The sequence below is a fragment of the Rhizobium sp. SL86 genome (assembly GCF_026672545.1).
Taxonomy (GTDB): domain Bacteria; phylum Pseudomonadota; class Alphaproteobacteria; order Rhizobiales; family Rhizobiaceae; genus Neorhizobium.
Map to the genome: position 1 here is coordinate 114541 of NZ_JAPPRJ010000009.1, position 24860 is coordinate 139400.

Here is a 24860-nt window from a genome sequence, read left to right on the forward strand (position 1 = left end):
AATCGGCACGCCGAAACCCGCACCGGCCGCCGCCATCATGGCAGGCCCGCCGGTTGAACGCGGGTGGTTGATTTCGCTGTCGGAACCGGTCTCGTGATTCCCGGTCCAGTCGCCGCCGCAACATGAATACCAATCTTGTTCGAACGGGTGATTCCGTCAAGGCGTAGATTGCAATGGATTTTTAACCACAAGATATTGTGGCTCTTGCCTGTGGAAAACGGGGAGAAGCGAATCAATAAGGCATCTCAATGGCTTGGCGCTCAAGCCTCACCTTGTCCTGCACAATGTGTGCCGTAACGGGACGATCCTAGAACGACACGGCGGCGCAATCACTTGACGTTTCAAGCTGGGTCAAAATGTTAACGTTCGAACGTTAGCATGCAGGCAAAGGAAGCGGTTTCACCTGAGGGGTCGGGGAGGCCGCGTGTGTCCTTGTGACGAGGTTGGAGCCTGCACATGAATATCCGCAACCTATCGATATTGAAAAAGATCAGTCTTGTCGTGGTACTGATGGGCGCAGCCGCAGCGGCAATTGCAGCCGTCGGCACCAACGGCCTGTTTTCGCTCGGGTCGGCGCTGAAGGATACCGGTGCGCGCGAAGAAGTGGCGCGCGAGGCGATGGACCTGCGCATCGACATCATCGCCATCAGCCGCATGACCTACCAGCTGGCGCTGGCCCCGGAAAAGGCTGCCGATTTTGCCGCCGAAACCGAAAAGCGCGCCAAGGAAATGTTGGACCGGTTGCCGAAGATCGCCTCCACCGCCGATGCGGAGGAGCAGAAGCAGCTCGCCGATATCAAGACCAGCCTCAACGGCTATTTCGAAACGATCCGCGCCATGGTCAAGACCGCGGGCACCGAGGCCGGCAAGGATCCGAAGGTGATGGCCGAGGCGCTGAACAAGGCGCTGGACGGCCAGAAGGCGGTGACCGCCGCGGTGAAGGTCTACAGCACCTATTCCGCCAAGACGCTCTCGCACTCGCGTGATTATGCGATTAGCGAATCACAGTTCACCGTCTACATTCTCGGCATCACAGCCGCCGTCTGCATCATTGCCGGCATGGCGCTCAGCCTGCTCATTGCCCGCCGCGAGATCGCCAACCCGATCCGCCGCATGACGCTCGTCATGACGGCCATGGCCAAGGGCAATTCGGAGATGGCGATGACCGACACCGACCGCAGCGACGAGATCGGCGAGATGGCACGCGCACTCGAAGTCTTCCGCGCCAACGAAATCCACATGCGCGAGATGGAAGCACAGGAAGCGGCACTCAATCGCCAGAGCAAGGACCTGCAGGTCTCGATCAGCGGCATCGTTGCGGCCGCCGCCGCCGGCGATTTCAGCCAGCGCATCACCAAGTCCTACGAGGACCAGGACCTTGCCCGTTTCGCCTCCGGCGTCAACGAACTGGTGGAAAATGTCGACCGCGGCATCAACGAAGTCCGCCGCGTGATTGCGGCCCTGGCCGAGCAGGACCTGACCCAGGACATGCGCGGCCAGTTCCAGGGCGCCTTTGCCGAACTGCAGAAGAACGTCAACGCCACCATGGCAACGCTGCGCGCCACGATGGAAGACGTCCGCGCCGCGGCCGGCACGATTTCCGACAATTCTGGCGAACTGTCGTCTGCCGCCAACCAGCTGTCGCGTCGTACCGAACAGCAGGCGGCAGCGCTTGAAGAAACGGCTGCAGCACTCGAGGAGATCACCACCACGGTGCGCATGTCGACCGACCGCGCCAACGAGGCGACAAAGCTTGTCGGCGATACCAAGGTCAGCGCCGGCCGTTCCGGCGGCATCGTCAAGGATGCGATCGATGCCATGGAGCGGATCGAACAGTCGTCGCAGAAGATCAGCCAGATCATCTCCGTCATCGACGAAATCGCTTTCCAGACCAACCTGCTGGCGCTGAATGCCGGCGTCGAGGCAGCCCGTGCCGGTGAGGCCGGTCGCGGTTTCGCCGTCGTCGCCCAGGAAGTGCGCGAACTCGCGCAACGTTCCGCAAACGCCGCGAAGGAAATCAAGGCGCTGATCAATGCCTCGGCCGACGAAGTGAAGGGTGGTGTGTCGCTCGTCCTGTCGACCGGCGAGGCGCTGAAGGAGATAGAAAGCTTCGTCAACCGCGTCAACGACCAGGTGGTGATGATCGCCCGTGCCGCCTCCGAACAGTCGGCAGCACTCGGCGAGATCAACACCTCCGTCAACCACATGGACCAGATGACGCAGCAGAATGCCGCGATGGTGGAGGAGACGACGGCGGCAAGCCAGGTACTCGCCTCCGAAAGCCGTCAGCTCAGCGAGACCCTGTCGAAGTTCCGCCTCAGCGGTTCCGGCTCCGGCGGGCAGACCTACCGCACGGCCGCCTGACAACGGCAAGTCCTTTGCTTAATGAACGAAGCCCGCCATTGGCGGGCTTCATGCATTTCAGAGGAGTATGTCTGACGATCAGAACGTCGTGCCGAGACGGAAGACGACGCTGCGCGGTTCACCGTAGAAGTTGAACACCGAGGTGCCGCCGACGCGCTCGTAATACTTCTTGTCGAAGACATTGTTGACGGTGAGGCTTGCGGTGACATGTTCGTTGAACTTGTAACCGGCCTGCAGATCGACCACGCCGTAACCGGGTGCTTCGATGGTGGTCGCACCACCGGCAGCGGTCCGGGACACGTTCTTGAAGGAGCTGAACACCTTCAGGCCACCACCGATGAAGAAGCCGTCGAGGACGGGCGTGCGGTCGTCGAATGTGTATTTGGTCCAGACCTGCACCATGTGTTCCGGCGTGTAGAATTCCGAACCGGCGGCACGCGTCGTGTTCTTGAATTCCGTGTCGGTATAGGTGTAGGCGGCGGTCGCTTCCCAGTTGTCGATGATCGTGCCGGAAATTTCCAGCTCGATCCCCTGCAGGTTTGCCTCGCCATTGGCGAGATAATAGCCCGTATTGCTGGGGTCGCTGACGGCGCGGTTCTTGTCCTTCAGGTTGAAGTAGGCCAGCGTCGCGTTGACATTTTCAAACAGATCCGCCTTGAAGCCGAGTTCATACTGTTCGCCGGTACGCGGGTCGAGGATATTGCCGGAAACATCGGTGACAGACTGCGGCTGGAAGATCTCGGTATAGCTGCCATAGGCGGTCAGCCAATCCGTCAGATCATAGGTGATGCCGGCATAGGGCGTGAACTCGCCGTTGACGTTCACCTCGCTCGAACCGGTCTCCGCATCGTACCAGCTGAAGCGGCCGCCGGCGATCAGCGTCAGCTTGTCGACCGGCTTGATGCGCCACTGGCCGTAGACACCGCCCTGGCGCGATTGTGTCTCGGTGGGAGAGCCGTAGGTGACGGTCGGCCGGGCAAGATGGGTATTCCAGTTGTAGAGGCTCTGCGCGCCGCTGATGACACCGGTCGCCGTATAGAGCGTGCTGTCGGTGCCGCGATAATCGACGCCGGCGATGATGTTGTTTTCCAAGCCGAACAGTTCGAACGGCCGGCTGATATGCGCATCGAGGGCGAAGGAATCCTCGGTATAGTCGCGGGCCAGCCAGCGGGTTCCGCTGGTCACGACCCCGGCGGAATTGGCTGCGCCGGCGGCATAGGCGTAGAGGAAATCCACATCCACATGCGAATAGAGCGCGGAGATTTTTGCGTGTCCGCCATCCTCGAAGCGATGCTCGATCTCGGCGATGTAATTGGTGACATTGTTGTCGAAGTAGTTCCAGTCGGCACCGGTGAAGGTCGAGCGGTCCAGGTTGAGCAGCGTTCCGTTCGACAGCGTCGGCAGTCCGTTGAACGGGGTGATGTCGCGCTCGTGGTGGCTGATGGAAACGGTTGCCGTCGTGTTGTCGGTCACATCCGCCTGCAGCGTGCCGTAGATCACGCCGACCTTGTTGTCGACATTGTCGATGAAGCTGCCTTTGGTGCCATAAGCGCCGACCAGGCGGCCGCGCACTTCGCCGCTTTCGACGAGCGGGCCGGTGATATCGCCCTCGATGCGGCGATTGTCGAAGGAGCCGACGATCGTGTCGATGCTGGCCTTGTATTCGTCAGAGGCCTGCTTCAGGCGCATGTTGATCGCGCCGCTCGGTTCGCCCGTGCCGCCGAACAGCCCGGAGGGACCGCGCAGGATTTCCACGTGGTCGACGGTGACCATGTCCGGCTGCGTGCCGTTGATGCTCGAAATCGGTGTCGGCAGGCCGTTGAGGTAGAGGTTGTCGAATTCGAAGCCGCGCGAATACAGGCTGGAGCGGCCGTCATCATTGGTGAGAACCACGACGCCGGGCGTTTCTTTCAGTGCCGTATCGAGCGAGGTGTAGTTGCCGTCGCGAAGCCTTTCGCGCGTCAGCACGGTGGTGGATTGCGGGATCTCCCGCAGCGGGCGCGTATCCTTGTCGCCGACGCTGATGAGGTCGGTCGTGTAGCTGTTCGTGGTTTCCGTCTCGTAGGTCGAGCCCTGGATCAGAACCGTCGGCAGCACGGTCGTTTCGCTGTCGCTCTGGGTGGCGTCCTGGGCAAGCGCGGCACCGGTCAAACCGGCAAGACCGGCCAGGGCAGTGGTCGCAAACAGAAGGCGTGCCAATGAAAAATGATGGGGAAATCTGCGCATACGCAAGGGTTTGGACATGAAAGGCTCCCGGTCCAATGCAAGCCAGTACGGCTCTGTTCTAAAAATTAACTTGAGCGTTTAAATCAACAAAAAGTGAGCCGTGCAAGTGCAGATATGCCGCACTTGCCGTTTTCCTGTCGAAATTCAGTCGATCGTTTCCGGGATGAAACCGCCGGTCTGGCGCCGCCACAGGCGGGCATAAAGTCCGTCGCCTTGGGTAAGGTCGCCGGGAGCACCTTCCTCGATGATCCGCCCCTTGTCCAGCACGACGATCCGGTCCATCCGGGCGATGGTGGAGAGCCGGTGGGCAATCGCAACCACCGTCTTGCCCTGCATGATTCGGTCGAGCTGCTGCTGGATGGCGGCCTCCGCTTCGCTGTCGAGGGCAGAGGTTGCCTCGTCCAGCACCAGGATCGGCGCATCCTTCAACAGGACGCGGGCAATGGCGACGCGCTGACGCTGGCCACCGGAAAGCTTGATGCCGCGGTCGCCGACAAAGGCCTCATAACCCGCTCGGCCCTCCTTGTCGCTCAGATCGGCGATGAAGGCATCCGCCTGTGCGGCGCGGGCGGCGGCCTCGATCTCGGCCTCAGTGGCGTTGGCGCGCCCGTAGCGGATATTGTCGGCGACGGAGCGGTGGAGCAACGCGACATCCTGGGCAATGACGCCGATATTCCGGCGCAGGCTTGCCTGCGTGACGTCGCGAATGTCCTGGCCATCCACAAGGATGGCACCCGAATCGATCTCGTAGAAACGCAGCAGCAGGTTGACGAGCGTCGTCTTGCCCGCGCCGGAAAGGCCGACAAGCCCAACCTTCTCGCCCGGCCGGATCGTCAGCGAGACATCGTCGATGACCGACCGCCCGCTCGTATAGGCATAACGGACATGGTCGAAGCGGATCTCGCCGCGCGTGACGCACAGGTCCTGAGCGCCCGGCCGGTCGACGATGGTCGGCGGCGTCGTCATCACCGGCATGGCGTCCCTGATCGTGCCGAGCGTCTTGAACAGTTGCTGGCCCATCTGGATGAAGTTGAAGGATCCCGCCGAAAGCCGTTGCAGGATGTAGACGGCGGCGACGAAATCGCCGACGGTCAGGAATTTGTCATAGAGGCCCCAGAAGCCGATGCCGAGCATCGAGAGCCAGAGCGCCATGTTGGCGGTGATGATCACCAGTTCCGACGTTCGATAGGCACGCTGCTCGTGATGCATGGTGGAAACGGCCTTCTCCATGGTCCGGCCAAGCGCGCCCGCCTCGCTGTCTTCGGCGGCAAACTGTTTCACCATCTGGATATTGCCGTAGACATCGGTCATGGCGCCGGAGACGAGACTGTTCTGTTTTGCCGAGCGGCTGCCGCGGGCGGAAAATTCCGGCACCACCTTAACCGTATAGAGGACGCTTGCTGCCACCCAGACGGCGACCGGCAGGGCAAGGTGCCAGGACATGCTGAGCAAGAGAGCGATCGAGCCGACGATCTGCAGCAGAAAGCGCGGCGCCGTCTGGAAGGCGATCAGGATCTGCTGCTGAACCGCATTGGCAACCTGGTTCAGGCGCGAAGCCACCTGGCCGGCGAAGAGGTCGTGAAAGAAGGCAAGATCCTGCCGTTCCACCGCCTTGTGCCCCTGCCACTGGATGGCGATCGGCAAGCTGATGCCAATGGTGTGGGAGTTCAGGATATTGGTGATGTAGAAGGCAATCGGCAGAACCGGGAAGATCAGGAAGGCGAGACCTGCCAGAAGCCAGAAACGCTGGTCGACGAACGCCTCGACGCCCTGCGATGTCACGCCATCGACGATCACCGAAAGACCCCAGATGATCGACAGGTTGATGGCCTCGACCATCATCGAGGTGAGCGCCATTGCGATGATCGCGCCGCGAAACATCCGGATGAAATGAAAGAGAACCGAAAGCGGGCCCCGGCTTGGCATCGGACGATAGGGAATCTCCAGCGGCCGGATCATCCGTTCGAAGGGGCGGTAGATGCTGTCGGAAATCGTCATGGGCTATTTGTCGGGAAGCGTTTGCAGAAAGGGATCGTCTGGAAAAGGCAGGAACATCGGACGCAACACGCAATCGAACGTCAGTGGAGCATCTTCCATGGCCGCGCGCCATCAAAAATTGAGCATGTGTCCGGTTCGACGGTGACGGAAATTGCGAGGCGGAGAGGGGCTTTCCCGGTCAAGCCATTGGTCGCCAACGAAAATGGCCGCCCGGAAGGGGCGGCCGGCAGGGGATGCGGAAAACTGCCGCTCAGAGCGCGTCGAGATTGACGCCGATGGTGATAGCACCGATCGGGGCGCCAGTCTCGTCGCTGATCGTCATGGACGCCTGCGACTGGAGCGCCTGGGTCGATTCGTCCTTTTCGGCACCATCGACGAACAGCGCATCCTTGCCTGCCCCGAAGCTCTTCTTGAACTTGGCTTCGTCACCCTGCCAATAGTCGGAGGTGACATCGCTCTGCCCGACGTTCAGGCCCTTGTTGTCCATGACGAAGACCTCGGAAATGGCACCGGCAGAGGCCGCCTGCTTCTCTTTCAGGAAGGCCGAGACGGCATTGCCAAGTGTTTCGGTGATCAGGGGCTTGTCGGCCCCGTCGACCTCGGCCCGCCACTTCTTGTCGAGGGCGATGATCTCGGCCTCGCCGAGTGCGGCATGTTTGCTGTTCTGCGCCTTGATGGCGTTGACGATCACCGGATCGTTGACCCAGGATGCGACGTTGGTCTTCACATAGTCCGTCACCGGCGCCACATGCGCCTCCTCGGCAAAGCTCACCTGATGGGACAGGGCAAGTATGGCGGCTGCGGTGAAGCAGTTACGCAGATATTTCATGGGGTGTTCCTCTCAAGAATAAGGGCGCGTTTTCGGGACCATTTTGCCAAACCCGCCGCGCCGGTCCCCCCGCGCAGGCATCGACATGCAAGGCATGGTTACGCGACGCGACGCTCAGGCTGGACACCGATCGCATGCTCAAGCTGGAAGCGGTCGGATGCGTTCTGCATGATGCGGCTCTGGGACAGGAGGTCGTGTGAGGCGGCGCTGACCTCTTCCACCATGGCCGCATTCTGCTGTGTGGTTTGATCCATGCTGTTGATGCTGGCGTTGATTTCCTGAAGCCCGGACGCCTGCTGCCGGTAGGATTCGACGATATCGACAATGCCATCGGCGATCTTGGTGATGTGCTCTTCGATCTTCAGCAGGGCATCGCCGGTCTGGTTCACCAGCTGCACGCCGCTGGTCACCTCGCTGTTGGACACCTGAATGAGCTGCTTGATCTCTTTTGCCGCATTGGCGGAACGTTGCGCCAGTTCGCGCACCTCCTGGGCGACGACGGCAAAACCCTTGCCGGCCTCGCCTGCGCGGGCTGCCTCCACGCCGGCGTTCAGCGCCAGGAGGTTCGTCTGGAAGGCGATTTCATCGATCACCCCGATGATCTGGCCGATCTGGGACGACGAATGCTGGATGCGTGTCATGGCGCCGATGGCATTGCGCACGACCTGGGCCGAATGCGCTGCTTCCGATTTGGCGTCGCCGACCATGGCTCCGGTTGCGGCGGCATTGTGGGAGGAGGTGCTGACGGTGACCGTCACCTCGTCGAGCGCCGCTGCCGTTTCCTCAAGCGCTGCGGCCTGCTGTTCCGTGCGGCGCGCCAGCTGTTCGGCCTGACCGGAGAGTTCCACCGCCCCGGATTCCACCGTCCGGGCGGCGCCCTTGATTTCGGTGATGGTGGCTGCGATGGACTGGACCATCCGGTTGAAATCCAGCTGGAGTTTGTCGAAACCCGGTCCGAGATCTTCCAGCTGCGTGTTCAGATCGCCGGCAGCCAGCCGCTCCAGTGCTGCACCGACGCGGGACATGATGCGCGCCTGGGTCGCGGCATTGTCTTCGGCCAGACGGGCGTTACGGGTGCGTTCACTGCTGATGGTTTCCTGCTGTTCTTCGGCGAGCCGCCGCTGGGCCTGTTGTTCGATGGCGTCCCGGCGAAACCCTTCGATGGCGCGTGCCAGAAAACCGATCTCGTCACCCTTTTGCTGGAAGACGACAGGTGACTGCAGGTCTCCGCTCTGCAGGCCGGTAATCCGGTTGCTGAGCTGGTTCAGCGGTTGTCCCACCATGCGCCTCATCGTGGCGATGAAGGCGATGATCGCTATCAGGATGACCGCCGATTCAAGCGCGACCGATGTCAGCACCTGCATACGGATCTGCTCAAGAATCGGCCCTGCCGTCCAGGTCGTGACAACGTAACCGGTCGGCTTGCCGCTTTTGTCGGCCGGCAGCGGCGCGGCGATCGTCACATAATGGCTATCCGCGCCGGTATCGATGACCATGGTCTTGTCCGGCTTCGTTCCGGCCGCCTGAGCAATGGTCGCGTCGGCGGGAAGGCCTGCGACCTCGGACCGGTTCCAGCTGTTGACCGGCTTCAGATCGGCACCAAAGGCCGCAAACTGCACCAGATTGAGCGCCGGATTGTCGCGATAGAGCGCATAGGCATCGGCCACCACCTCGGACTTGCCCCATTTGACGCCGCCGGCGGCCAATGTCGCGAACTGGGCGGTGTCCTTGCTCCAATTGCCGGACACCATGGACAGCATGGCCTTACTTTCGTTGCTCCAGGTCACCACGGCAAGACCCGCTACACCGAGAAGGTTGATGGTGACAATGATCGCCGACAGCTTGGCTGTCAGCGAAATTGACTTGATAGAACGCAGCATGGATACCCTCACTCCATGGATCGCTGAACAGCGATCCCCCTCACGGTTCTATGCGATCAGGATGGGTCCCTCATGGTCCGCTCTGCAGCCAAAATGCAGTGACGCATTTCCTTCATAATATTAGTACATTACAAAATATTAAAATAAATCAATCAACTTCCGTCTATGTGTTTTGCTAGGGCAAAGCCGCAAACGGTGGGGCTGGAGACGGACTACATCCAGAATTGTCCGCACATTCCAACGGTCAATCCTTGGATGTTCTGGCGCTGGAGCAGGCGGCCGCTCGTGATGCCAGCATGACGTGTGATGCGGTCAGCAAACCTACCGTGAAAAGGCCCGTCGTCACGACAACGACGGACCTTTTTTGGGGGGGGGCGGCGGGGACGGCAAGGCGGTGGTCCGGCACTGATGGGTGCCATTCCGCTTGCCCGCAAGGCCTTCTCAGCCCTTGTGTCCCTTGGCAATCGGTTCCTGATAGGTGAACCCCATGTCCCAGGGGAAATAGATCCAGGTGTCCTGCGAGACTTCGGTGATGAAGGTATCGATGGTCGGCACGCCCTTCGGTTTGGCGTAGACGCAGGCGAAATGCGCCTTCGGCATCAGCGTGCGGACTTCGGACGCGGTCTTGCCGGTATCGGTCAGGTCGTCGATGACGAGCACGCCGTCGCCCTCGTTGGCGGTCAGTTCCGGCGCAATGCCCTTCAGAAGGTGGAATTCACCCTGGTTGACATAGTCGTGGTAGGAGGCGACGCAGACCGTGTCGATCAGGCGGATGTTGAGTTCGCGCGAGATGATCGCCGCCGGAACCAGTCCGCCGCGGGTGATACAGACGATGGCGCGGAAATCCCGGCCAAGGCCGGCAAGACGCCAGGCCAGCGCCCGGGCATCACGGTGGAACTGATCCCAGGAAACGGGAAAGGCTTTATCGGGTAGAGACATGCGTGGGCTCCAGACGGCGCGGAAACGAAAAAAAAAGGGCGCGCCGAGGATGCGGAGCAGCCCGCGGGCCACGCGTGTTCCACGCGAGGTCCGTTGGCCGTTGCTATTAGCGGCAAGTCATCGGATTAGGCAAGCGGCACGGTGAATGTTCACCGCGATAGCAGTGTCACCGCCGTCATGCTTTCAAGAACGCTGCGGGTCACGCCGCCAAACAGCATCTCCCACCAGCGGGAATTGCCATAACCGCCCATGACGAGAAGATCGACACCTTCCTCGGTCAGACGGTTCTCGATCGCGGCAGCCGTCGGGATCTGGCAGTTCTCTTCGGTGCGCAGGTTGACGTGGATGCCATGACGGGAGAGAGCTGCGGCCAGATCGGTGCCGGCAAGCTCCGGCGCCTGGCGCGGCATGCCCGGCGGATCGACGGAAAAGATCTCGACGCTCTCGACGGACTTCAGGAACGGAAGTGCGTCGAAGGCGGCGCGCGTCGCCTCCTTCGATCCGTTCCAGGCGATCAGCGCGCGGCGGATCGGCTGCGCCTCCATCATCACATGCGGCACGAGAAGCAGCGGACGACCGCTTTCGAACAACAGCGTCTCCAGGCTGGCGCTGTTATCGGCTCCGGTGCGCTCGTCGGTCTGGTAGGCGATGATCAGGTCGCTTGCTCTGACGCATTCCAGCACGCTGTCGGAACCGTAACCGGCGGATGAGACGTAACGTCGGAATTCATAAGAGAGCCCTTCCGGCTCCATCCGGGTCCGAAAAATGTCTTCGATGCGCGTGCTCTCGGCCTGCGCTGCCTTCTGCAGGGCTTCGACCGCCGTCGGATCGGGGATCTCCATCGGCGCAATCAGCGGGATGGTGGCCAGCGTCTCCGCATGCAGACCGACGACATGCGCCGAAAACTGGCGCCCGAGCGCCGCCGCAAAATCGCTGATCGGCCTCGCATTGTGTTCGCTGTCCAGAATGGCGACGATCGTCCTGTAGCCCATGGCGGTCACTCCTCAGTGCATGCCGGAAGATGATGATGCATCATCTCCTTCAAGACATGGGAGGTCTTTGAGATGGGTCAAGACACAAGGCGAGCCTCAGATTTTCGCTCGGCGCCCGTCATCAGGCCTCCGGCCCGGGATTGCTTGCTGCCGCCTTGGCGGCGGTGATCTCGGCGATCATCGCAAGAATGGCATCCGTCGCCGCCTCGAGGGCGACCTGTTCGCGGGCGCGCACCACAAGTTCGGTCGAAAACCGCTGTCCGTCATATTTCGGATACGAGCCGATGCTGGTCTCAGGATGCGCCTTCTGGATCGCGCCGAGCAGTATTCCGATATCACCTTCGCCGTACGGGCAGGGGAGCGCCCGGGTCAGCATCCGGCTGCCGGTCTTCAGGTCCGGCAGGATATTGTCGACCATTGCCTGAAAGACCTGCGGCACGCCCGCCATCACATAGACATTCTCGACGATGAAGCCCGGTGCCGTGGAGACGGGATTGGGAATGTGACGGGCACCGCGCGGCATGCGCGCCATGCGCTGGCGGGCTTCGGTAAACTCCATCTCGCGGCGCGCATACATGTCGCCGAGAAGCCGCATGGCCTCGGCATCGTGTTCGCAGGGCAGGCCGAAGGCTTTCGAGACGGCATCGGCCGTGATGTCGTCATGCGTCGGCCCGATGCCGCCGGAGGTAAAGACGTAGGTGTAGCGGGCGCGCAGCGCATTCAGCGCTTCGACGATCGCCTCCTCCTCGTCCGCCACGATGCGGACTTCCTTCAGATCGATGCCGGCCAACAGAAGAACATCCGCCAGATGGCCAATGTTCTTGTCCTTGGTGCGGCCGGAGAGAAGCTCGTCGCCGATGGCAAGAATGGCGGCGGTCACGATCTCGGATGTCATGGGAACCCCTCTTCAGGACAATGCGGTCTGCCACCCGTGCTTTAAGCCAAATTCCGTCGTCCCGGAAGCAGACTTCGGTGGTGTTCGGTTGTTACGGATTTGTGACCGATTTGGATCGGTCGTTCGTGGATGATGAACAGTGCGTGCGCGAGTTGGGCACTGGCAACTTTCGAGATTATGCATAAATCTCTTCTCGCAACGCAGGCACCTGTCGGGCCGCGTCATTCAACGGAGAGAGACATGGCAAAGGTTCTGGTTCTTTATCATTCCACCTATGGTCACATCGAGACGATGGCTTATGCCGTTGCCGAAGGCGCCAAAGCCGAAGGCGCGGATGTCACCGTCATGCGCGTTCCCGAACTGGTGCCGGAAGAGGTCGCCAAGGCATCGCACTACAAGATGGACCAGGCCGCACCGGTCGCCAAGGTCGATGACCTGCTGGACTATGACGCGATCATCGTCGGCGCTGGTACCCGCTTCGGCACGGTTGCCTCGCAGATGCGCAACTTCTGGGACCAGACGGGCGGCCTGTGGTTCCAGGGCAAGCTGATCGGCAAGCTCGGCTCGGTCTTCACCTCGACCGCCACCCAGCACGGCGGCCAGGAATCCACCATCCTCTCCTTCATCCCGACCTTCCTGCATCATGGCATGGTCGTGGCTGGTCTGCCCTATGCGTTCCAGGGACAGATGGGCACCGAAGAGGTGAAGGGCTGCTCGCCCTACGGCGCATCCACCATCACCAATGGTGACGGTTCCCGCATGCCTTCCGCCATCGAACTGGAGGGTGCACGTTTCCAGGGCGCCCACGTGGCAAAGCTTGCCGCCAAGCTCGCCGGCTGATCGATAGACAAGACGAAACAAAGGCGCGAACCGCGGTTCGCGCCTTTGTCGTTTCAGCCTGCGTTCTGTCAGGCAAATGTCGAGCTGATCGGCTGGAACAACCGCAAACGGGCCGGCGGTTGCCGTCGGCGGCCATTTTTCCAGTCGATGACAAAATCGATGACATCGGCCGCGGCCTGATGGGTGAGGGGTTTCGGGATCACGCCGAGCGCACCCGCATCGCGTCCCTCGAGCAACATCGGATTGCCGGTCACGAAGATGACGAGCAGCCCGCGTTCCACCAGCATCCGCGCCAGCCGCGGTCCCGTCTCGCCATCGGCAAGCCGTACGTCGACGAAGGCGATATCCGCCTCTGGCGCGTAGTTGAGGGCAACCCGCATGTCAGGCGCAATGCCCACCACCTCGTGGCCGGCGCGGCTGACGGCTTCTTCCAGATCCATGGCGATGAGGAGACTGTCCTCAACGATGAGAAATCGGTGTTTCACGAGCCATGCCTTTGTTCTTGCGCTCGGATATAGAGTGCCCGCGAGCGGTGGCAATGGTTGTTAACGTACCGATCGCGACGGCCCGCTCACCGTTCCCAGATCGGCCTGAACCGGCGGTCGATCAATTTCAGCGAGCGGTCCGGCTGAAGCACATAGGTCTCGATCGCCACCCGACCGTCGCTGTAGAACTGATGGGTGAGAAGGCTGCCTGCCGGTGACTTCGTCAGTTTCGTGCGCGGCTGGCCACCATAGGTGATGCTGCCCGGAATGGGCTCGACCTGGGGTGTGGTGCAGCCTGCAAGCAGAACACCGGCAAGGGCGGCTGCAATGAGCGTCTTCATGGATCTGGTCCTCTTTCTGGACGTGGGATAACGGGCAGGCAAGGAGCGGGTTCCCGACCGGGTCAATCGTTGATTGCGACGACAGATGTCGTGCTGCGGCCTGCCGTCATCAAGGCGGGCCGAACGATTCTTGTGCAACATGCCCTTGCATTTTTTGCGCAACCTGCTGAATAAGGCCCTCGATTGCGGACGTGGCGAAACTGGTAGACGCAAGGGACTTAAAATCCCTCACCTTCGGGTATACGGGTTCGACCCCCGTCGTCCGCACCACTACAAAGAAAACCCTTGTAGTTTCAGATTGTTGATTGATATCAAAGCTTTTCAGACGCCCATCGCTACAAAGGGCGCTACAAAGCATGGTTCAGATGACGACGTTGAGCAAAGCCACAAACGGAGATTGGTTCGCCAGAAAAGCGATTCCCGCTGATGTCCGTGAAGCCTATCAGGCAGCCTATAAAGTGCGTCGAGAGGAGCGCTTCCGTCGATCCTCATCTCTGCCTCAGGGACATGCCAAGGCCGACTTCAGGGATTGGGATGCTGAGATCACCAGCAGAATCGAAGCGCTCAGGGCGAAGGCGGCTGACAGCGAAATCCGTCTGACGCCTCGGAAGATCAGTGCCCTATCAGGGCAATGGTACGCGTGGTTCGTTGACCAGCACAGTGACGAGCCGGGAGAACCGGAGGACTGGGACTCTCGCGACGAGATGCTGACGGCTGTCTATGATCGCTTCAACATCGGCTTTCCCGGTGAGGGTCGCGACACGATCGGTGCAGCCGCGAAACGACACATTCACGCCAAGCTCGTCGAGATGGGGAAGGTGGAGACGTTCCTCGCGGAGCATTCGCAGAAGCTGGACATTGAGACACGCAGCGCCTTCCTCGATGTCCTTGAGCTGGAGCTGCCAGCTGCCTTTGGTTTGCTTCGTCGTCGTGCTGGGGGAGACTTTTCGCCTGACGAGAGGCTGGCACGTTTCGCCCTGGCATCCGCTCACACGCCAACCAGAGGGCAGAAGCTGGCTGGTCTGGATTGCTGGCAGGCATTTGAAGCGTGGGTCAAGGAGCGTCAGCCGGCACCCGCAACGGTGGACCGCTGGAGAAGCGTCTTCCTCGGACTGAATACCCATTTCCACAGGCGCGATGTTGCCACTATCACCGCTGACGATGCGGTGAAGTGGAAGGACACTCTGGTCACCGAGAAGCGGTCTGGACAGGTGGCCAATGACATCTGGATCACGGCAGCGGTCACCATCTTCAATTGGCTCAAGGAGAACCGGAAGATCAGCGAGAATCCGTTTGCTGGCGTTCGTGTAGCGACCGCAAAGAAGGTGAAACGTCGGGAGAGGGCCTTCACCGATGAAGAGTGGAAGAAGATTTTGGCGGCATCACTTGAGCCCTCAACCGGACGTCTGAAGGCGCAAAAAGCCGCTGCACGTCGATGGGTGCCGTGGTTGTGTGCCTATACAGGATCGCGACCGGGAGAGATGACGCAGCTCAGAGGGACCAGTGTCCGTCGCGAGGGAGCGATCTGGATTATCGACATCACGCCGGAAGACGGCACGGTAAAGGGTGCGTCCTACCGGAAGGTGCCGATCCATGAGCATCTGATCGAAATGGGTTTCCTTGAGTTCGCTCGATCAGCCGGCGAGGGGCCGCTTTTCTACGATCCCAAGGAGAAGAGGGCTGCGAGCGACGACCCGACAAAGCCAGTTCGTGAGCCGTATGTCATCGCTCGCAACAAGCTGGCTGAATGGGTGCGCAACAGCGTGAAAATTGTCGACCCGGACATCAGCCCCAACCACGCATGGCGTCACACCTTCAAGCGAATGGCGGCACGACACGGGATGGAGAAGCGCTTCAGGTTCGCGTTCTGTGGGCACGAGTCGGATGACGTGGGCGACATCTATGAAACTCCCACGCTGGAGGACATGGCGGAAGAGCTGAAAAAGTTCCCCCGCTATGTTCTCGACGGAGACAGCGTTGACCCTGATGAAGATGAAACGGCCTGACAGAGCCAACCTTGCTGTCAGTCTGCGTATTTTTTCGCTGTCGCCCTCAGCCGATCAGTGAAGTCATAAATCTGGTCGAGGCTGTCAACGATAACGCGCTCCTCGTTCTCGCCATCGAAAAGTCCGATGTATTTGACCGATCGGTTGAACCAAAGCCGGGCGAGGGGCTTGCGATTGTTGTTGTCGATGAGGATGCCGCAATAGGACTTCTGGTCCCTCATTACGACACGCTTGGGAGCGATTGTGTCCCGCACGATGGCCTTCACGATCATGTAGCCTTCACGCTCTTCCTCGGTCGTGACGACATCTGGTTCCTCTTCAACCGGGACATCTATCTTCTCGATCACTTCCTCGGTGTCAGCCAACGCGCTGGATAGCCGGCTCTTCACGGTGTCCATAATGACCTCTCGGAAAGCCGCTCTGACCACCCCGGTGAACATCTCACGCACTTGCGCGGTCATTCGGCCTTCGTAGACGCTTGCCGAGACGAGGCGCACGAAGTCCTCTGTCGGCTCCTCCACAAGTTTGGAAATGACCTGCTTCACGCCAGACGTGTACTTCAGCCGCTCCGCTGTCGCCAAGATCGCATTCACATCGAACGCGGCCTTCTCAAATTTCTTCAGCTCGCTGAGGATGCCCGTGTTGAAGTCAGCTATGTCGAAGATGAAGAATGGGCGCGTGTCCAGTTTGTTTGGGGCGTCGAGGTCCGTGTAGAAATTAAATGTGCGCCCGTTCGTCAGGATCGCAAACTTGGCATTCGTGACGCTGAAGTAGCGATAGAGCTGGTCGAGGTGCTTCTTCTCCAGTGTCACCGAGATCGGTTTGCACTCGATCAAGATACGAATTTCCCCGTCAATCTTGATCGCATAATCGACTTTCTCCCCCTTTTTGCCAACCGCATCAGCGGTGAACTCAGGGACGACCTCGGAAGGGTCGAATACGTCGTAGCCCAACGAGCGCAAGAACGGCAGGACCACTGCTGTCTTCACCGCTTCCTCGGTCGCCATTGTGCTGGAATGGGATTTCACGCGTTCCGATATGGCGCGAAGACTCTCTTCTAGTGTGCTCATCAAGCTCCCCTCACGTTATTCGTGCATGGTTGCCCAGCGCTGGTCCTGCGTCAACTGCTCGGAAGGGGGATTACCACCCACTTAAGCAAACCGAAATCGCGACCCTGATTGGGCGCTTGTCAGGAACATTAAAATGACCAACGAACTCACGCTTCACACCGTCAATGAAGAGCCCCGCGTGTTTGATGCCGACCTAGCCGAGCGGCTGGGCATGGATCGCTGAACGAATATCCGCGGTCAGATCATTAAGTCCGACCGACCTGAACTGCCAACCTGCGGTGAGCTTTGCACTTGTCGGTGGCTGTTGAGAACCGCGCATATTTGGTGCCGAGACGGGATTACGGCGAATCTGGACGCGGCGGACAGGGCCCTGAGATTATTGCAAAGGTTTTGATGGGGGAGATGAGCGCGGGATGTGGCGTCAGGAGCCCGGAGGGCGACTGAGGCACATCCCGCGCTGCGTCCGTCAATGATAGACTGGCGGAGCGCCGCAAACAGACATCGACCAAAGCTACCAGGCCAATTCGATGTCCAATCCCTCAGGCATCTGTGAGATGACGTGGCTGTCATCACGCAGGACTGCCGACTGGTTCACGGTGAGCGTCATTATAATGGTATTGGCGCATTCCGTCGAGCTTCTCCGATCAATCCCGACGGCGCTTCGAAAGGTGCGCCGCCGCGATGCAAACTGCTCGTTTCTTCCTCTGCGGGCGGTGTCGCGCGCAGGTTCTGCTTTGCCGCCATTGCGATCGGGGTCAGCGCTATTGCGGTTCTGCCTGCGCCCATGCGGCGCGCCGTGACAGCCTGCGGGCAGCCGGACGGCGCTACCAGAGCACCCGGCCGGGGCGCTTTGCCCATGCCGATCGCTCCCGCCGATATCGGCAGGCTCGCAAAAACGTGACGCATCACTCTCCACCCGTCGTTCCAGAGGGTTCACGACTGAAGGCGTCCACAAACGGCGGCATCGTTGCACCGGGCGATGGCACCGCTGGCGTGGTGTCATCGATCGAGCCGTGGTGCCGGCGCTGCGGCAGCTCTGTGCCGCTGTTCTTTCGCCGCGGCTTCGTGCGTCGCCGGGGGACACACGTGCGTCCAGACACGGCGACGACAAGCTGGTTGGGGATGGCGAGGGACGTTTCCACAGTGGGGGTGTCAGCGAGCCTTTTGGTGGGCGTCAGCTACCTAACTGGTACCTGTGCAGCAATTGGTTGGCACACCTTCGGTTATCTGACTGCAACCGATATTGCGAGAAGCGCGCTCAGGGTTAGCCCTTGGTTGGTCCTTGCGTTCGCGGCGGGGCAGCTTCTTCGCATACTGATTCCGGCGCTAGATTTGTTGTCTCCAATTCCGCGCGGTGACGGATCACGTGGACAGCTTCGCTTCCTCCGGTTCCAATTCGTTGTTGTTCCCATCTTTCTGCTCCCCGCCTACCTCTTCCTAAGTGATCGTTCATTTAATGCGGTCGCCCCTCCACTAGTGATGGCGTTGTCCTTCGCCCTTTCGGACTATGTGAACGATCTCTACAGGGAAGGCGCACTCGATGCGGCAACACGGATAGCCTCAAACATGGCAATCCTCTGCGTATGCGTCGCAAGTTTCGGATATCTTGGCACCGCCAACACCGTCTTTGCGGAGAGGAAAACGGTACGCGAGGTCGTCTGTCTCAACTCGGGTTGTCGAGATGCGAAGATCATCGCCCGCTTCTCCGAAGCTACGTTTCTTCAGTGGGAGAAAGATGATGACATCACCATTTTGATGAATGGCGAGATAATCGGCATCACCCTGAAGCAAGGGAGGCCAGGCGGGCCGATAATCGACCTTCGCCCTTACTTCCGTGCCTTAAAAGTTCGGGTCCAAGCGTGGCTCAATCTTTGACGTGTCTCACACGTGCAGGGTCTAATGACTCCCCTGAAAACCATCACCTGATGGTGTCACACAAGTGGGTATTGCATTTTGACACTGATGGTGTCACAAGGTCTAAGAACCTTTTGGCCCTCAGGAGATCAATGTGCCATCCACCGTTATCGGCTACGCCCGCACCTCCACCCTCGATCAGACCTATGGCCTCGACGCCCAGCTCAGAGACCTGACCGCTGCCGGCTGCGAGAAGATATTTCAGGAGCAGGTGTCCTCGGTCGACAAGTCTAGACCCGAACTGGAGAGGGCGCTCGATTACGTTCGCGAGGGGGATGTCTTCGTCGTTACCAAGCTCGACCGTTTGGCGCGATCCATGGCCGATCTGGTCAAGTTGCGGGATACGCTCCAATCCAAGGGTGCGACACTAAAAGTCCTGGCACTTGGGATTGATACCTCCACCCCGACAGGCAAGCTGATGATGAACCTCCTCGGCTCCATCGCTGAGTTCGAACGGGACATCATGCTGGAGCGTCAGCGTGAAGGGATCGCCAAGGCGAAAGAGGACGGCAAGTACAAGGGCAGGGCACCGACCGCGCTTCGTCAGGCCGATCAGGTCAGGCAGCTCAAGGGGGAAGGCAAGACAGCCGATCAGATTGTCGAAATTCTGGGGATAAGCAGGTCCAGTGTTTTCCGCATCTTGCGCCAGGAATAGGTCCGCTGAGACCTGAGCTTTGGAGGGGGCGATAATGAGTTTTCGCGATCGCGGATTGCTACCAGTTTCTGCTGAAGGCACTTGTGGTGGGGAACCGGTCGCGATTCGTTAGCGGCACCTTCCGGTGCGACTATTCCTCGTCGGTCTCGCTCGGACTTTGTAGGGAAGAGGGATCTACAAGTTCGTGTCTTACGAGCTCCTTAAGAAGCTCCTGCTCACCCATTCCGTACAATAGGCCCTCAACTATGAACCCGCGCCTCAGTCGGTTCAGCCGGTCGTTAGAGGCCTGAATCGCCGCTTTGTAATAAATGCTTGCGAGCTGCGCACTTCCAAATCGTTGAGCGTCTACCTCATCAAAGAAGTCTGATAGGGTTTCGACCACCGTCGTGGGATTGAGCGGCCCCTTCGACTCAAGGTGTCGATCTAGTTCAATGAATACGGTAAACAAATCTGCCTTTCTCCAAACCCGACTTTTCGGCGGGAAACCGCATTCTTCAATAAGTCCAAGAACTGCATTGATGCGACGCGCTATTTCTCCCTCGCGGACGAACGCGTCATTGTTCAGCTTAAGCACATCCTCAAGCTCTTCATCTCTGTTGAAATAGTCCGCCATCATAGTCGCGATGATTGTAAGGCCGAACCTCAAGTCACCCATGCGCCTGTAGTCGAGGCTCGAGAATACCTTGTGATCAGAGAAGACGTGGTTATCTACGAATTTCTGAGCAAATTTGTTTATCTCTCCCGAGTATACGGCGTTATTTATTTCTATATCTTCAAGAGAGTACTTTGTGGCGTTTATGCGCTGGAATGCCTCAACTATTTCTGAGCGTTTGATATTGCCCAGGTCTCTGACGGCTACGTCATATTGAAGGAACGCTTTTTTCTGGTCTTCATCGAGTTCCTTGTATGGCGGGATGGTGATTAGTTTCAGCGAAGGGTCTCCGGTAAAATACTGAACCAATGTGTTCACCCGCTGAAGTCCATCAACAAGAAGCTGTGTTCCCTCACCAGAGTCGAGGTCTACGTCCCCATCTGCCACGTATATTTCTGGAAATGGGAAGCCCTTCAACACTGAGTCTAGAAAGAAATCCTTGTCTTTATTCGTCCACACCAGCCTTCTCTGGAACTCAGCGCGGGGGACGAGCCTGTTTTCTTTCACAATCGTAATGAGTTCGCGTATTTTCTTATTGGACGCCGAGGTCTTCATTTCATTTTCTCCAAAGACTGGCAGGCTCTTACCGAGCGCTCAATGTACTGTTTTAGGTGGTCGGTCGAGTAGAACAACCCGCCGGCGATCTTATGAAAACCCACGACCCGATTTTTGGTCAGGGTTGAAAAGCAATCCCACCATACGTTCCGATAGTAGAGGTCAATTGGTAGTTTGTCGGGCCGAAGCCATCCGTAGATCATGTAGTTTCCGAGGCCGTCGATTGAGTTGGGCCATGGGGCCAGTCCGTGTCCGTGACGGGAGACTTCCCTCCACAGCATCGTGAACAAGCGCGCCGAGACGACTGCGCAGTCTATGTCTGATTCAGCACTAAACGGGCGATATCGGGCAAGGCCGAGTTTCGGCTTTTCTACGAGCGAGAAACCAAGGTGCGCTGAGCCAGTGATGTGAAGGCGTAGATCGTGGGACTTGAGGCCATAGGCAGATCTCACTTCTTCTACTATCCTCTCCTTCTGGGTTATCGATACTTTCTGTGACGGCGTGTCGAAGAAAAACTCTTGGACTATGGCGTCACATTCCTCAGTCGCGAGCTTGGAGATGAAGTCTTTAAGTGTCGCCATCTGCACATTTCTAAGTCAACGAGAACGTGTGTCCTCAATTGACACTCAATCCTCCCCGGCAGTCAAGATAGAGCTTGAGCAGGGCTGGAAATCCCCGTTAATGGAGTTGTCTAGGCCCGGGCAACTTGCTACAAACAGCGCTACAAAACGAAATCAGGGCGTTCAAAATAGCTAAATGATATCAGTGCTTAAGGCGGCTTCATCCGGTCCCCCGTCGTCCGCACCAAGTTACAGCAGAATTGTTGTTGGTTGAGGCCCTGCGTCGTGGGCCGTGGACGAATTGTGCCTTGTTACCGGCGCCAGAAGATTGGCGTGATCAGCACCATCACGGTCAGGATCTCCAGTCGGCCGAGCAGCATCATCAGCGATAGGAGATAGAGCGCCGGTGTCGTGAGCGTTGAGAAGTTGCCCGCCGGGCCAATGATGTTGCCGATTCCCGGACCGACGTTCGAGAGGCAGGTGATGACGGCCGACACCGAGGTGATGACGTCATATCCGAGCATTGCCATGCACAGGCTGCCGAAGGCCCACAGCAACACGTAGAGGCTGACGAACAGGAAGATGCCGCGCAGCACTTCCGGATCGACCGTCGCATTGCCGTAGCGAACGGGATAGATCGCGTTCGGGTAGATCAGCCGTTTGGTGCCGGCCCGGATCACGTTGAAGATCACCACAAGCCGGTAGGCCTTGATGCCGCCGGCCGTGGAACCGGAGCAGCCGCCGAGGAAAGTGGCGAAAAAGGCGAGCACCACGAGGAAGGGCCCCCAGAGTGTGTAATCCTCGCTGGCAAAGCCGGTCGTCGACAGGATCGACGAGATGTTGAAGAACGAATGCGTCATCGCCACAGAAATGTCGACGCCGTTTCTGACATGGTTGTAGAGGCCTGCCAGAATGGCGAACAATACGAGATAACCGAGAAAGAATCCCACCTGCGGATCACGCAGGCTGTCCAGCCGTCTGCGAATCGCAAACAGGATGAGGATCGAGAAGGGCAGACTGCACAGGGTCATGAAGAAGGTGCCGATCCACATCAGTGGCAGGCTCTGGAAATACCCAAAGGATGCGTCATGCGTGGAGAACCCGCCCGTGGCGACGGTCGCCATCGCATGGTTGATGGCGTCGAAATGGCTCATGCCGAACATGTCGTAGCTGACCGTGCAGGCGACCGTGATGCCGACATAGACAGCCATGAAGGCCCGGGTGAAGCTCGCAATCTTGGCGAAGGGTTTGTCGTTCGTATCCGAGGATTCCATCTTGAAGAACGACATGCCGCCAACCCGCAGGAACGGCAGGACAAAAAGCCCGAGCGCGACGATCCCGATGCCGCCCAGCCAGTGCAGCAGCGAGCGCCACATCAGAACGCCGGGCGGCATCGAATCGAGGCCGCTCAACACCGTGGAGCCGGTGGTGGTGATCGCCGAGATTGATTCGAACAGCGCCTGGGCAAAGCTCAACCCGATCGGCGACAGGTAGAGCGGGATCGCGCCGATCAGCGAAAAGACCGCCCAGAGAAGATTGACGATGAAGAAACCGAAGCGTTTGTTGAACACCGGCGGCGTGCCGCGTGTTGCCATGGCGGCGGCCAGCGACAGACCGCCGACCATGGCGGCCGACAAAGCGAAGATCCGCCAGTCCGGATTGCCGTAATACAAATCGGCAAGCGCCGGGATCAGCATCGCCGCCGACAGGTAAAGTCCACACAGCCCCGAGATGTAAATCGAAGAGCGGAATAGGTTCGCGTTCAAAAGCTGAATGTCCCGAAAGCTGGATGGCCCGAATTGTTGGCTGCGAAAAGAAGCTTTTGTCTCTCTCGATCAGCTATGGCATAGCGGGCCTTGCTTTGAAATTCAACGGACGGACAACAATGACGATGCAAGCTGTGGATGAGGCAATGCTGGCCATGCGGGAGATTTTTCCGGAAACGCCATTGCAGTTGAACGAGCATCTCAGCAGCCGCTTCGGTGCAGACGTCTGGCTGAAGCGCGAGGATCTGTCGCCGGTCCGCTCCTACAAGATCCGCGGCGCCTTCAATTTTTTCCGCAAGGCGATTGCTGAAGGCGGTGGCGACCGTGTGTTCGTCTGCGCCTCCGCCGGCAATCATGCGCAGGGTTTTGCCTTCGTCTGCCGGCATTTCAAGGTGCATGGCGTGGTCTTTATGCCGGTGACGACACCGCAGCAGAAGATCGACAAGACCCGCATGTTCGGTGGCGAATACATCACCATCCGCCTCGTCGGCGATATTTTCGATCAGTGCTATGCCGCAGCGCGTGCGCATGTGGAGGAGATCGATGGTGCCATGGTGCCGCCCTTCGATCATCCGGACATCATCGAGGGTCAGGCGACCGTCGCGGCCGAAATCCGGGCGCAGTTGCCGGAAGGCGTGAGACCGGATCTGGTGATCATGCCGGTCGGCGGCGGCGGCTTGTCCTCCGGCATGACGGGTTACCTGCGGGCGGATCTGGGAGACGAGGCCTTCCTGATGGTGGAGCCGGCCGGCGCGCCGAGCCTGAAGCAAAGCCTTGAGGCAGGCCGGGCGGTAACGCTGTCCAAGGTCGACAATTTTGTCGACGGTGCCGCGGTGGCCCGCATCGGCGACCTGAATTTCGAGGCACTCAAGCATTTTCCATCGACGCAGGTGATGGCGGTGCCGGAGAATGCGATCTGCGTGACGATCACCGAGATGCTGAATATCGAGGGTGTGGTTCTGGAGCCGGCCGGTGCGCTGTCTCTAACGGCGCTTGCATCGCTTGATCCGGAGACGGTGCGGGGCAAGACCGTGGTGGCTGTCGTCTCGGGCGGCAATTTCGATTTCGAGCGCCTGCCGGATGTCAAGGAGCGCGCCATGCGCCACGCCGGCTTGAAGAAATATTTCATCCTGCGCCTCGCCCAGCGTCCGGGCGCACTGCGCGATTTCCTCAATCTGCTGGGACCGGACGACGATATCGCCCGGTTTGAGTATCTGAAGAAATCGGCTCGCAACTTCGGTTCGATCCTGATCGGTATCGAGACCAAGCGTTCGGAAAACTTTGCGGATCTGCTGCAGCGCTTCGAAGCGGCAGGCCTTGGTTATCAGGACATCACCGAAAACGAGATCCTGGCGAACTTGATCATCTAACAGGGTTTGAAGTATCCCGATAACCACGCGCGGGCCTTTCTTGAGGCTCCGGCGATACAGGAGAGGCAAAGCCCATGGCGTCGATTTTCTCAAAATTCTTTTCCATGCTGTCCGGTGGTGGTGCCGAACCGAAGGCCGAGGCGAAGCTGGAGCCGCAGGACCATGCCGGCTGCCGGATCTTTGCCGAACCGATGCGGGAAGGTGCGCAGATCAGGCTTGCCGGCCGCATCGAGAAGGATGTCGATGGCAAGACGCTGGTGCGCACCTTTGTGCGGGCGGATATGTTTACGACAATGGAGGATGCCGTCGATTGCACGTTCCGCAAGGGACGCCAGATCATCGACCAGAACGGCGCCTCCCTGTTTGGCGACGGCCAGGAAAACCGGCCGGCCTGAATGTGAGGATATGACATCTCCCTGATGGACGATCACTGAATTTTAAGGGGTTTTCTCTAGGGTTGGCGGATATTTTGCCTCACCCGAGTATTCCCCGGTGTATTGATGTCTTTACGCTCCAGCATTCA

The 24860-nt window shown here is 59.3% G+C and carries 20 protein-coding genes and 1 tRNA gene; 8 read left to right on the top strand and 13 right to left on the bottom strand.

The features are described from left to right. The first annotated feature begins 456 nt into the window (after positions 1-456). Positions 457-2364, top strand: coding sequence for a methyl-accepting chemotaxis protein (locus tag OU993_RS23785; RefSeq protein WP_268161396.1), 1908 nt, complete (start codon positions 457-459; stop codon positions 2362-2364). Positions 2365-2442: 78 nt separating this feature from the next. Here OU993_RS23785 and OU993_RS23790 read toward each other — a convergent pair whose 3' ends face one another. The 7 genes from OU993_RS23790 to OU993_RS23820 all read right to left on the bottom strand — a co-directional run bounded on the left by OU993_RS23790 (position 2443) and on the right by OU993_RS23820 (position 12123). Continuing rightward, positions 2443-4608 carry a TonB-dependent siderophore receptor gene (locus OU993_RS23790; protein WP_268161397.1) on the bottom strand — a complete coding sequence of 722 codons (2166 nt, stop codon included), beginning with the start codon at positions 4606-4608 and terminating at the stop codon, positions 2443-2445. A gap of 126 nt (positions 4609-4734) precedes the next feature. Continuing rightward, complete coding sequence (locus OU993_RS23795) at positions 4735-6588, bottom strand: ABC transporter ATP-binding protein (protein ID WP_268161398.1); 1854 nt, start codon at positions 6586-6588, stop codon at positions 4735-4737. A gap of 250 nt (positions 6589-6838) precedes the next feature. Then, positions 6839-7417 carry a hypothetical protein gene (locus tag OU993_RS23800; RefSeq protein ID WP_268161400.1) on the bottom strand — a complete coding sequence of 193 codons (579 nt, stop codon included), beginning with the start codon at positions 7415-7417 and terminating at the stop codon, positions 6839-6841. Positions 7418-7515: 98 nt separating this feature from the next. After that, positions 7516-9297, bottom strand: a complete 1782-nt coding sequence (locus tag OU993_RS23805; RefSeq protein WP_268161401.1) for a methyl-accepting chemotaxis protein — start codon at positions 9295-9297, stop codon at positions 7516-7518. 441 nt (positions 9298-9738) lie between these two features. After that, a complete protein-coding gene (gpt, locus tag OU993_RS23810; RefSeq protein ID WP_268161402.1) occupies positions 9739-10236 on the bottom strand; it encodes a xanthine phosphoribosyltransferase in 498 nt (165 codons plus the stop codon). A gap of 149 nt (positions 10237-10385) precedes the next feature. Beyond that, positions 10386-11228: a universal stress protein gene (locus OU993_RS23815; protein WP_268161403.1), complete on the bottom strand. Its 843-nt coding sequence runs from the start codon at positions 11226-11228 to the stop codon at positions 10386-10388. Between the two features lie 121 nt (positions 11229-11349). Next, positions 11350-12123 carry a competence/damage-inducible protein A gene (locus OU993_RS23820; RefSeq protein WP_268161405.1) on the bottom strand — a complete coding sequence of 258 codons (774 nt, stop codon included), beginning with the start codon at positions 12121-12123 and terminating at the stop codon, positions 11350-11352. A 240-nt stretch (positions 12124-12363) separates the two neighbouring features. Here OU993_RS23820 and wrbA point away from each other — a divergent pair, with 240 nt between their 5' ends. Continuing rightward, positions 12364-12963: an NAD(P)H:quinone oxidoreductase gene (wrbA, locus tag OU993_RS23825; RefSeq protein WP_268161407.1), complete on the top strand. Its 600-nt coding sequence runs from the start codon at positions 12364-12366 to the stop codon at positions 12961-12963. A 68-nt stretch (positions 12964-13031) separates the two neighbouring features. Here the strand turns inward: wrbA and OU993_RS23830 are convergent, their stop codons facing one another. Both OU993_RS23830 and OU993_RS23835 read right to left on the bottom strand, forming a co-directional pair. Beyond that, positions 13032-13448: a response regulator gene (locus OU993_RS23830; RefSeq protein ID WP_268161409.1), complete on the bottom strand. Its 417-nt coding sequence runs from the start codon at positions 13446-13448 to the stop codon at positions 13032-13034. Positions 13449-13534: 86 nt separating this feature from the next. Continuing rightward, positions 13535-13789 (bottom strand): hypothetical protein, encoded by a 255-nt coding sequence (locus OU993_RS23835; protein WP_268161410.1) that lies wholly within the window; start codon positions 13787-13789, stop codon positions 13535-13537. 185 nt (positions 13790-13974) lie between these two features. On the opposite strand from OU993_RS23835, the gene OU993_RS23840 reads away from it, so the two are divergent. Both OU993_RS23840 and OU993_RS23845 read left to right on the top strand, forming a co-directional pair. Beyond that, a tRNA-Leu gene (locus tag OU993_RS23840) sits at positions 13975-14059 on the top strand. Positions 14060-14154: 95 nt separating this feature from the next. Next, positions 14155-15795 (top strand): hypothetical protein, encoded by a 1641-nt coding sequence (locus tag OU993_RS23845; protein ID WP_268161411.1) that lies wholly within the window; start codon positions 14155-14157, stop codon positions 15793-15795. Between the two features lie 17 nt (positions 15796-15812). Here the strand turns inward: OU993_RS23845 and OU993_RS23850 are convergent, their stop codons facing one another. Then, positions 15813-16865 carry a type I restriction endonuclease gene (locus tag OU993_RS23850; RefSeq protein ID WP_268161412.1) on the bottom strand — a complete coding sequence of 351 codons (1053 nt, stop codon included), beginning with the start codon at positions 16863-16865 and terminating at the stop codon, positions 15813-15815. Positions 16866-17546: 681 nt separating this feature from the next. Here OU993_RS23850 and OU993_RS23855 point away from each other — a divergent pair. Both OU993_RS23855 and OU993_RS23860 read left to right on the top strand, forming a co-directional pair. Next, positions 17547-18740, top strand: coding sequence for a hypothetical protein (locus OU993_RS23855; RefSeq protein ID WP_268161414.1), 1194 nt, complete (start codon positions 17547-17549; stop codon positions 18738-18740). A gap of 133 nt (positions 18741-18873) precedes the next feature. Continuing rightward, positions 18874-19434: a recombinase family protein gene (locus OU993_RS23860; protein WP_268161415.1), complete on the top strand. Its 561-nt coding sequence runs from the start codon at positions 18874-18876 to the stop codon at positions 19432-19434. Positions 19435-19564: 130 nt separating this feature from the next. On the opposite strand, the gene OU993_RS23865 is transcribed toward OU993_RS23860, so the two are convergent. The 3 genes from OU993_RS23865 to OU993_RS23875 all read right to left on the bottom strand — a co-directional run bounded on the left by OU993_RS23865 (position 19565) and on the right by OU993_RS23875 (position 22967). Then, complete coding sequence (locus tag OU993_RS23865) at positions 19565-20641, bottom strand: DUF262 domain-containing protein (RefSeq protein WP_268161417.1); 1077 nt, start codon at positions 20639-20641, stop codon at positions 19565-19567. Continuing rightward, positions 20638-21222 carry a hypothetical protein gene (locus tag OU993_RS23870; protein ID WP_268161418.1) on the bottom strand — a complete coding sequence of 195 codons (585 nt, stop codon included), beginning with the start codon at positions 21220-21222 and terminating at the stop codon, positions 20638-20640. Before OU993_RS23870 ends, OU993_RS23865 begins: the two co-directional genes overlap by 4 nt. Positions 21223-21512: 290 nt before the next feature. Beyond that, on the bottom strand, positions 21513-22967 hold the full coding sequence (locus OU993_RS23875; RefSeq protein WP_268161420.1) for a TrkH family potassium uptake protein: 1455 nt from the start codon (positions 22965-22967) through the stop codon (positions 21513-21515). Positions 22968-23086: 119 nt separating this feature from the next. Between OU993_RS23875 and ilvA the strand changes: the two genes are divergently transcribed. Next, positions 23087-24337 (top strand): threonine ammonia-lyase, encoded by a 1251-nt coding sequence (ilvA, locus tag OU993_RS23880; protein ID WP_268161421.1) that lies wholly within the window; start codon positions 23087-23089, stop codon positions 24335-24337. A 74-nt stretch (positions 24338-24411) separates the two neighbouring features. Next, positions 24412-24732, top strand: a complete 321-nt coding sequence (locus OU993_RS23885; protein ID WP_268161422.1) for an HlyU family transcriptional regulator — start codon at positions 24412-24414, stop codon at positions 24730-24732. The last annotated feature ends 128 nt before the right edge of the window (positions 24733-24860 follow it).

Coding starts and splice junctions, on each gene's coding strand:
- OU993_RS23785 (WP_268161396.1), top strand. CDS start 457: ATGAATATCCGCAACCTATCGATATTGAAAAAGATCAGTCTTGTCGTG.
- OU993_RS23790 (WP_268161397.1), bottom strand. CDS start 4,608: ATGTCCAAACCCTTGCGTATGCGCAGATTTCCCCATCATTTTTCATTG.
- OU993_RS23795 (WP_268161398.1), bottom strand. CDS start 6,588: ATGACGATTTCCGACAGCATCTACCGCCCCTTCGAACGGATGATCCGG.
- OU993_RS23800 (WP_268161400.1), bottom strand. CDS start 7,417: ATGAAATATCTGCGTAACTGCTTCACCGCAGCCGCCATACTTGCCCTG.
- OU993_RS23805 (WP_268161401.1), bottom strand. CDS start 9,297: ATGCTGCGTTCTATCAAGTCAATTTCGCTGACAGCCAAGCTGTCGGCG.
- gpt (WP_268161402.1), bottom strand. CDS start 10,236: ATGTCTCTACCCGATAAAGCCTTTCCCGTTTCCTGGGATCAGTTCCAC.
- OU993_RS23815 (WP_268161403.1), bottom strand. CDS start 11,228: ATGGGCTACAGGACGATCGTCGCCATTCTGGACAGCGAACACAATGCG.
- OU993_RS23820 (WP_268161405.1), bottom strand. CDS start 12,123: ATGACATCCGAGATCGTGACCGCCGCCATTCTTGCCATCGGCGACGAG.
- wrbA (WP_268161407.1), top strand. CDS start 12,364: ATGGCAAAGGTTCTGGTTCTTTATCATTCCACCTATGGTCACATCGAG.
- OU993_RS23835 (WP_268161410.1), bottom strand. CDS start 13,789: ATGAAGACGCTCATTGCAGCCGCCCTTGCCGGTGTTCTGCTTGCAGGC.
- OU993_RS23845 (WP_268161411.1), top strand. CDS start 14,155: ATGACGACGTTGAGCAAAGCCACAAACGGAGATTGGTTCGCCAGAAAA.
- OU993_RS23850 (WP_268161412.1), bottom strand. CDS start 16,865: ATGAGCACACTAGAAGAGAGTCTTCGCGCCATATCGGAACGCGTGAAA.
- OU993_RS23855 (WP_268161414.1), top strand. CDS start 17,547: ATGCAAACTGCTCGTTTCTTCCTCTGCGGGCGGTGTCGCGCGCAGGTT.
- OU993_RS23865 (WP_268161417.1), bottom strand. CDS start 20,641: ATGAAGACCTCGGCGTCCAATAAGAAAATACGCGAACTCATTACGATT.
- OU993_RS23870 (WP_268161418.1), bottom strand. CDS start 21,222: ATGGCGACACTTAAAGACTTCATCTCCAAGCTCGCGACTGAGGAATGT.
- ilvA (WP_268161421.1), top strand. CDS start 23,087: ATGACGATGCAAGCTGTGGATGAGGCAATGCTGGCCATGCGGGAGATT.
- OU993_RS23885 (WP_268161422.1), top strand. CDS start 24,412: ATGGCGTCGATTTTCTCAAAATTCTTTTCCATGCTGTCCGGTGGTGGT.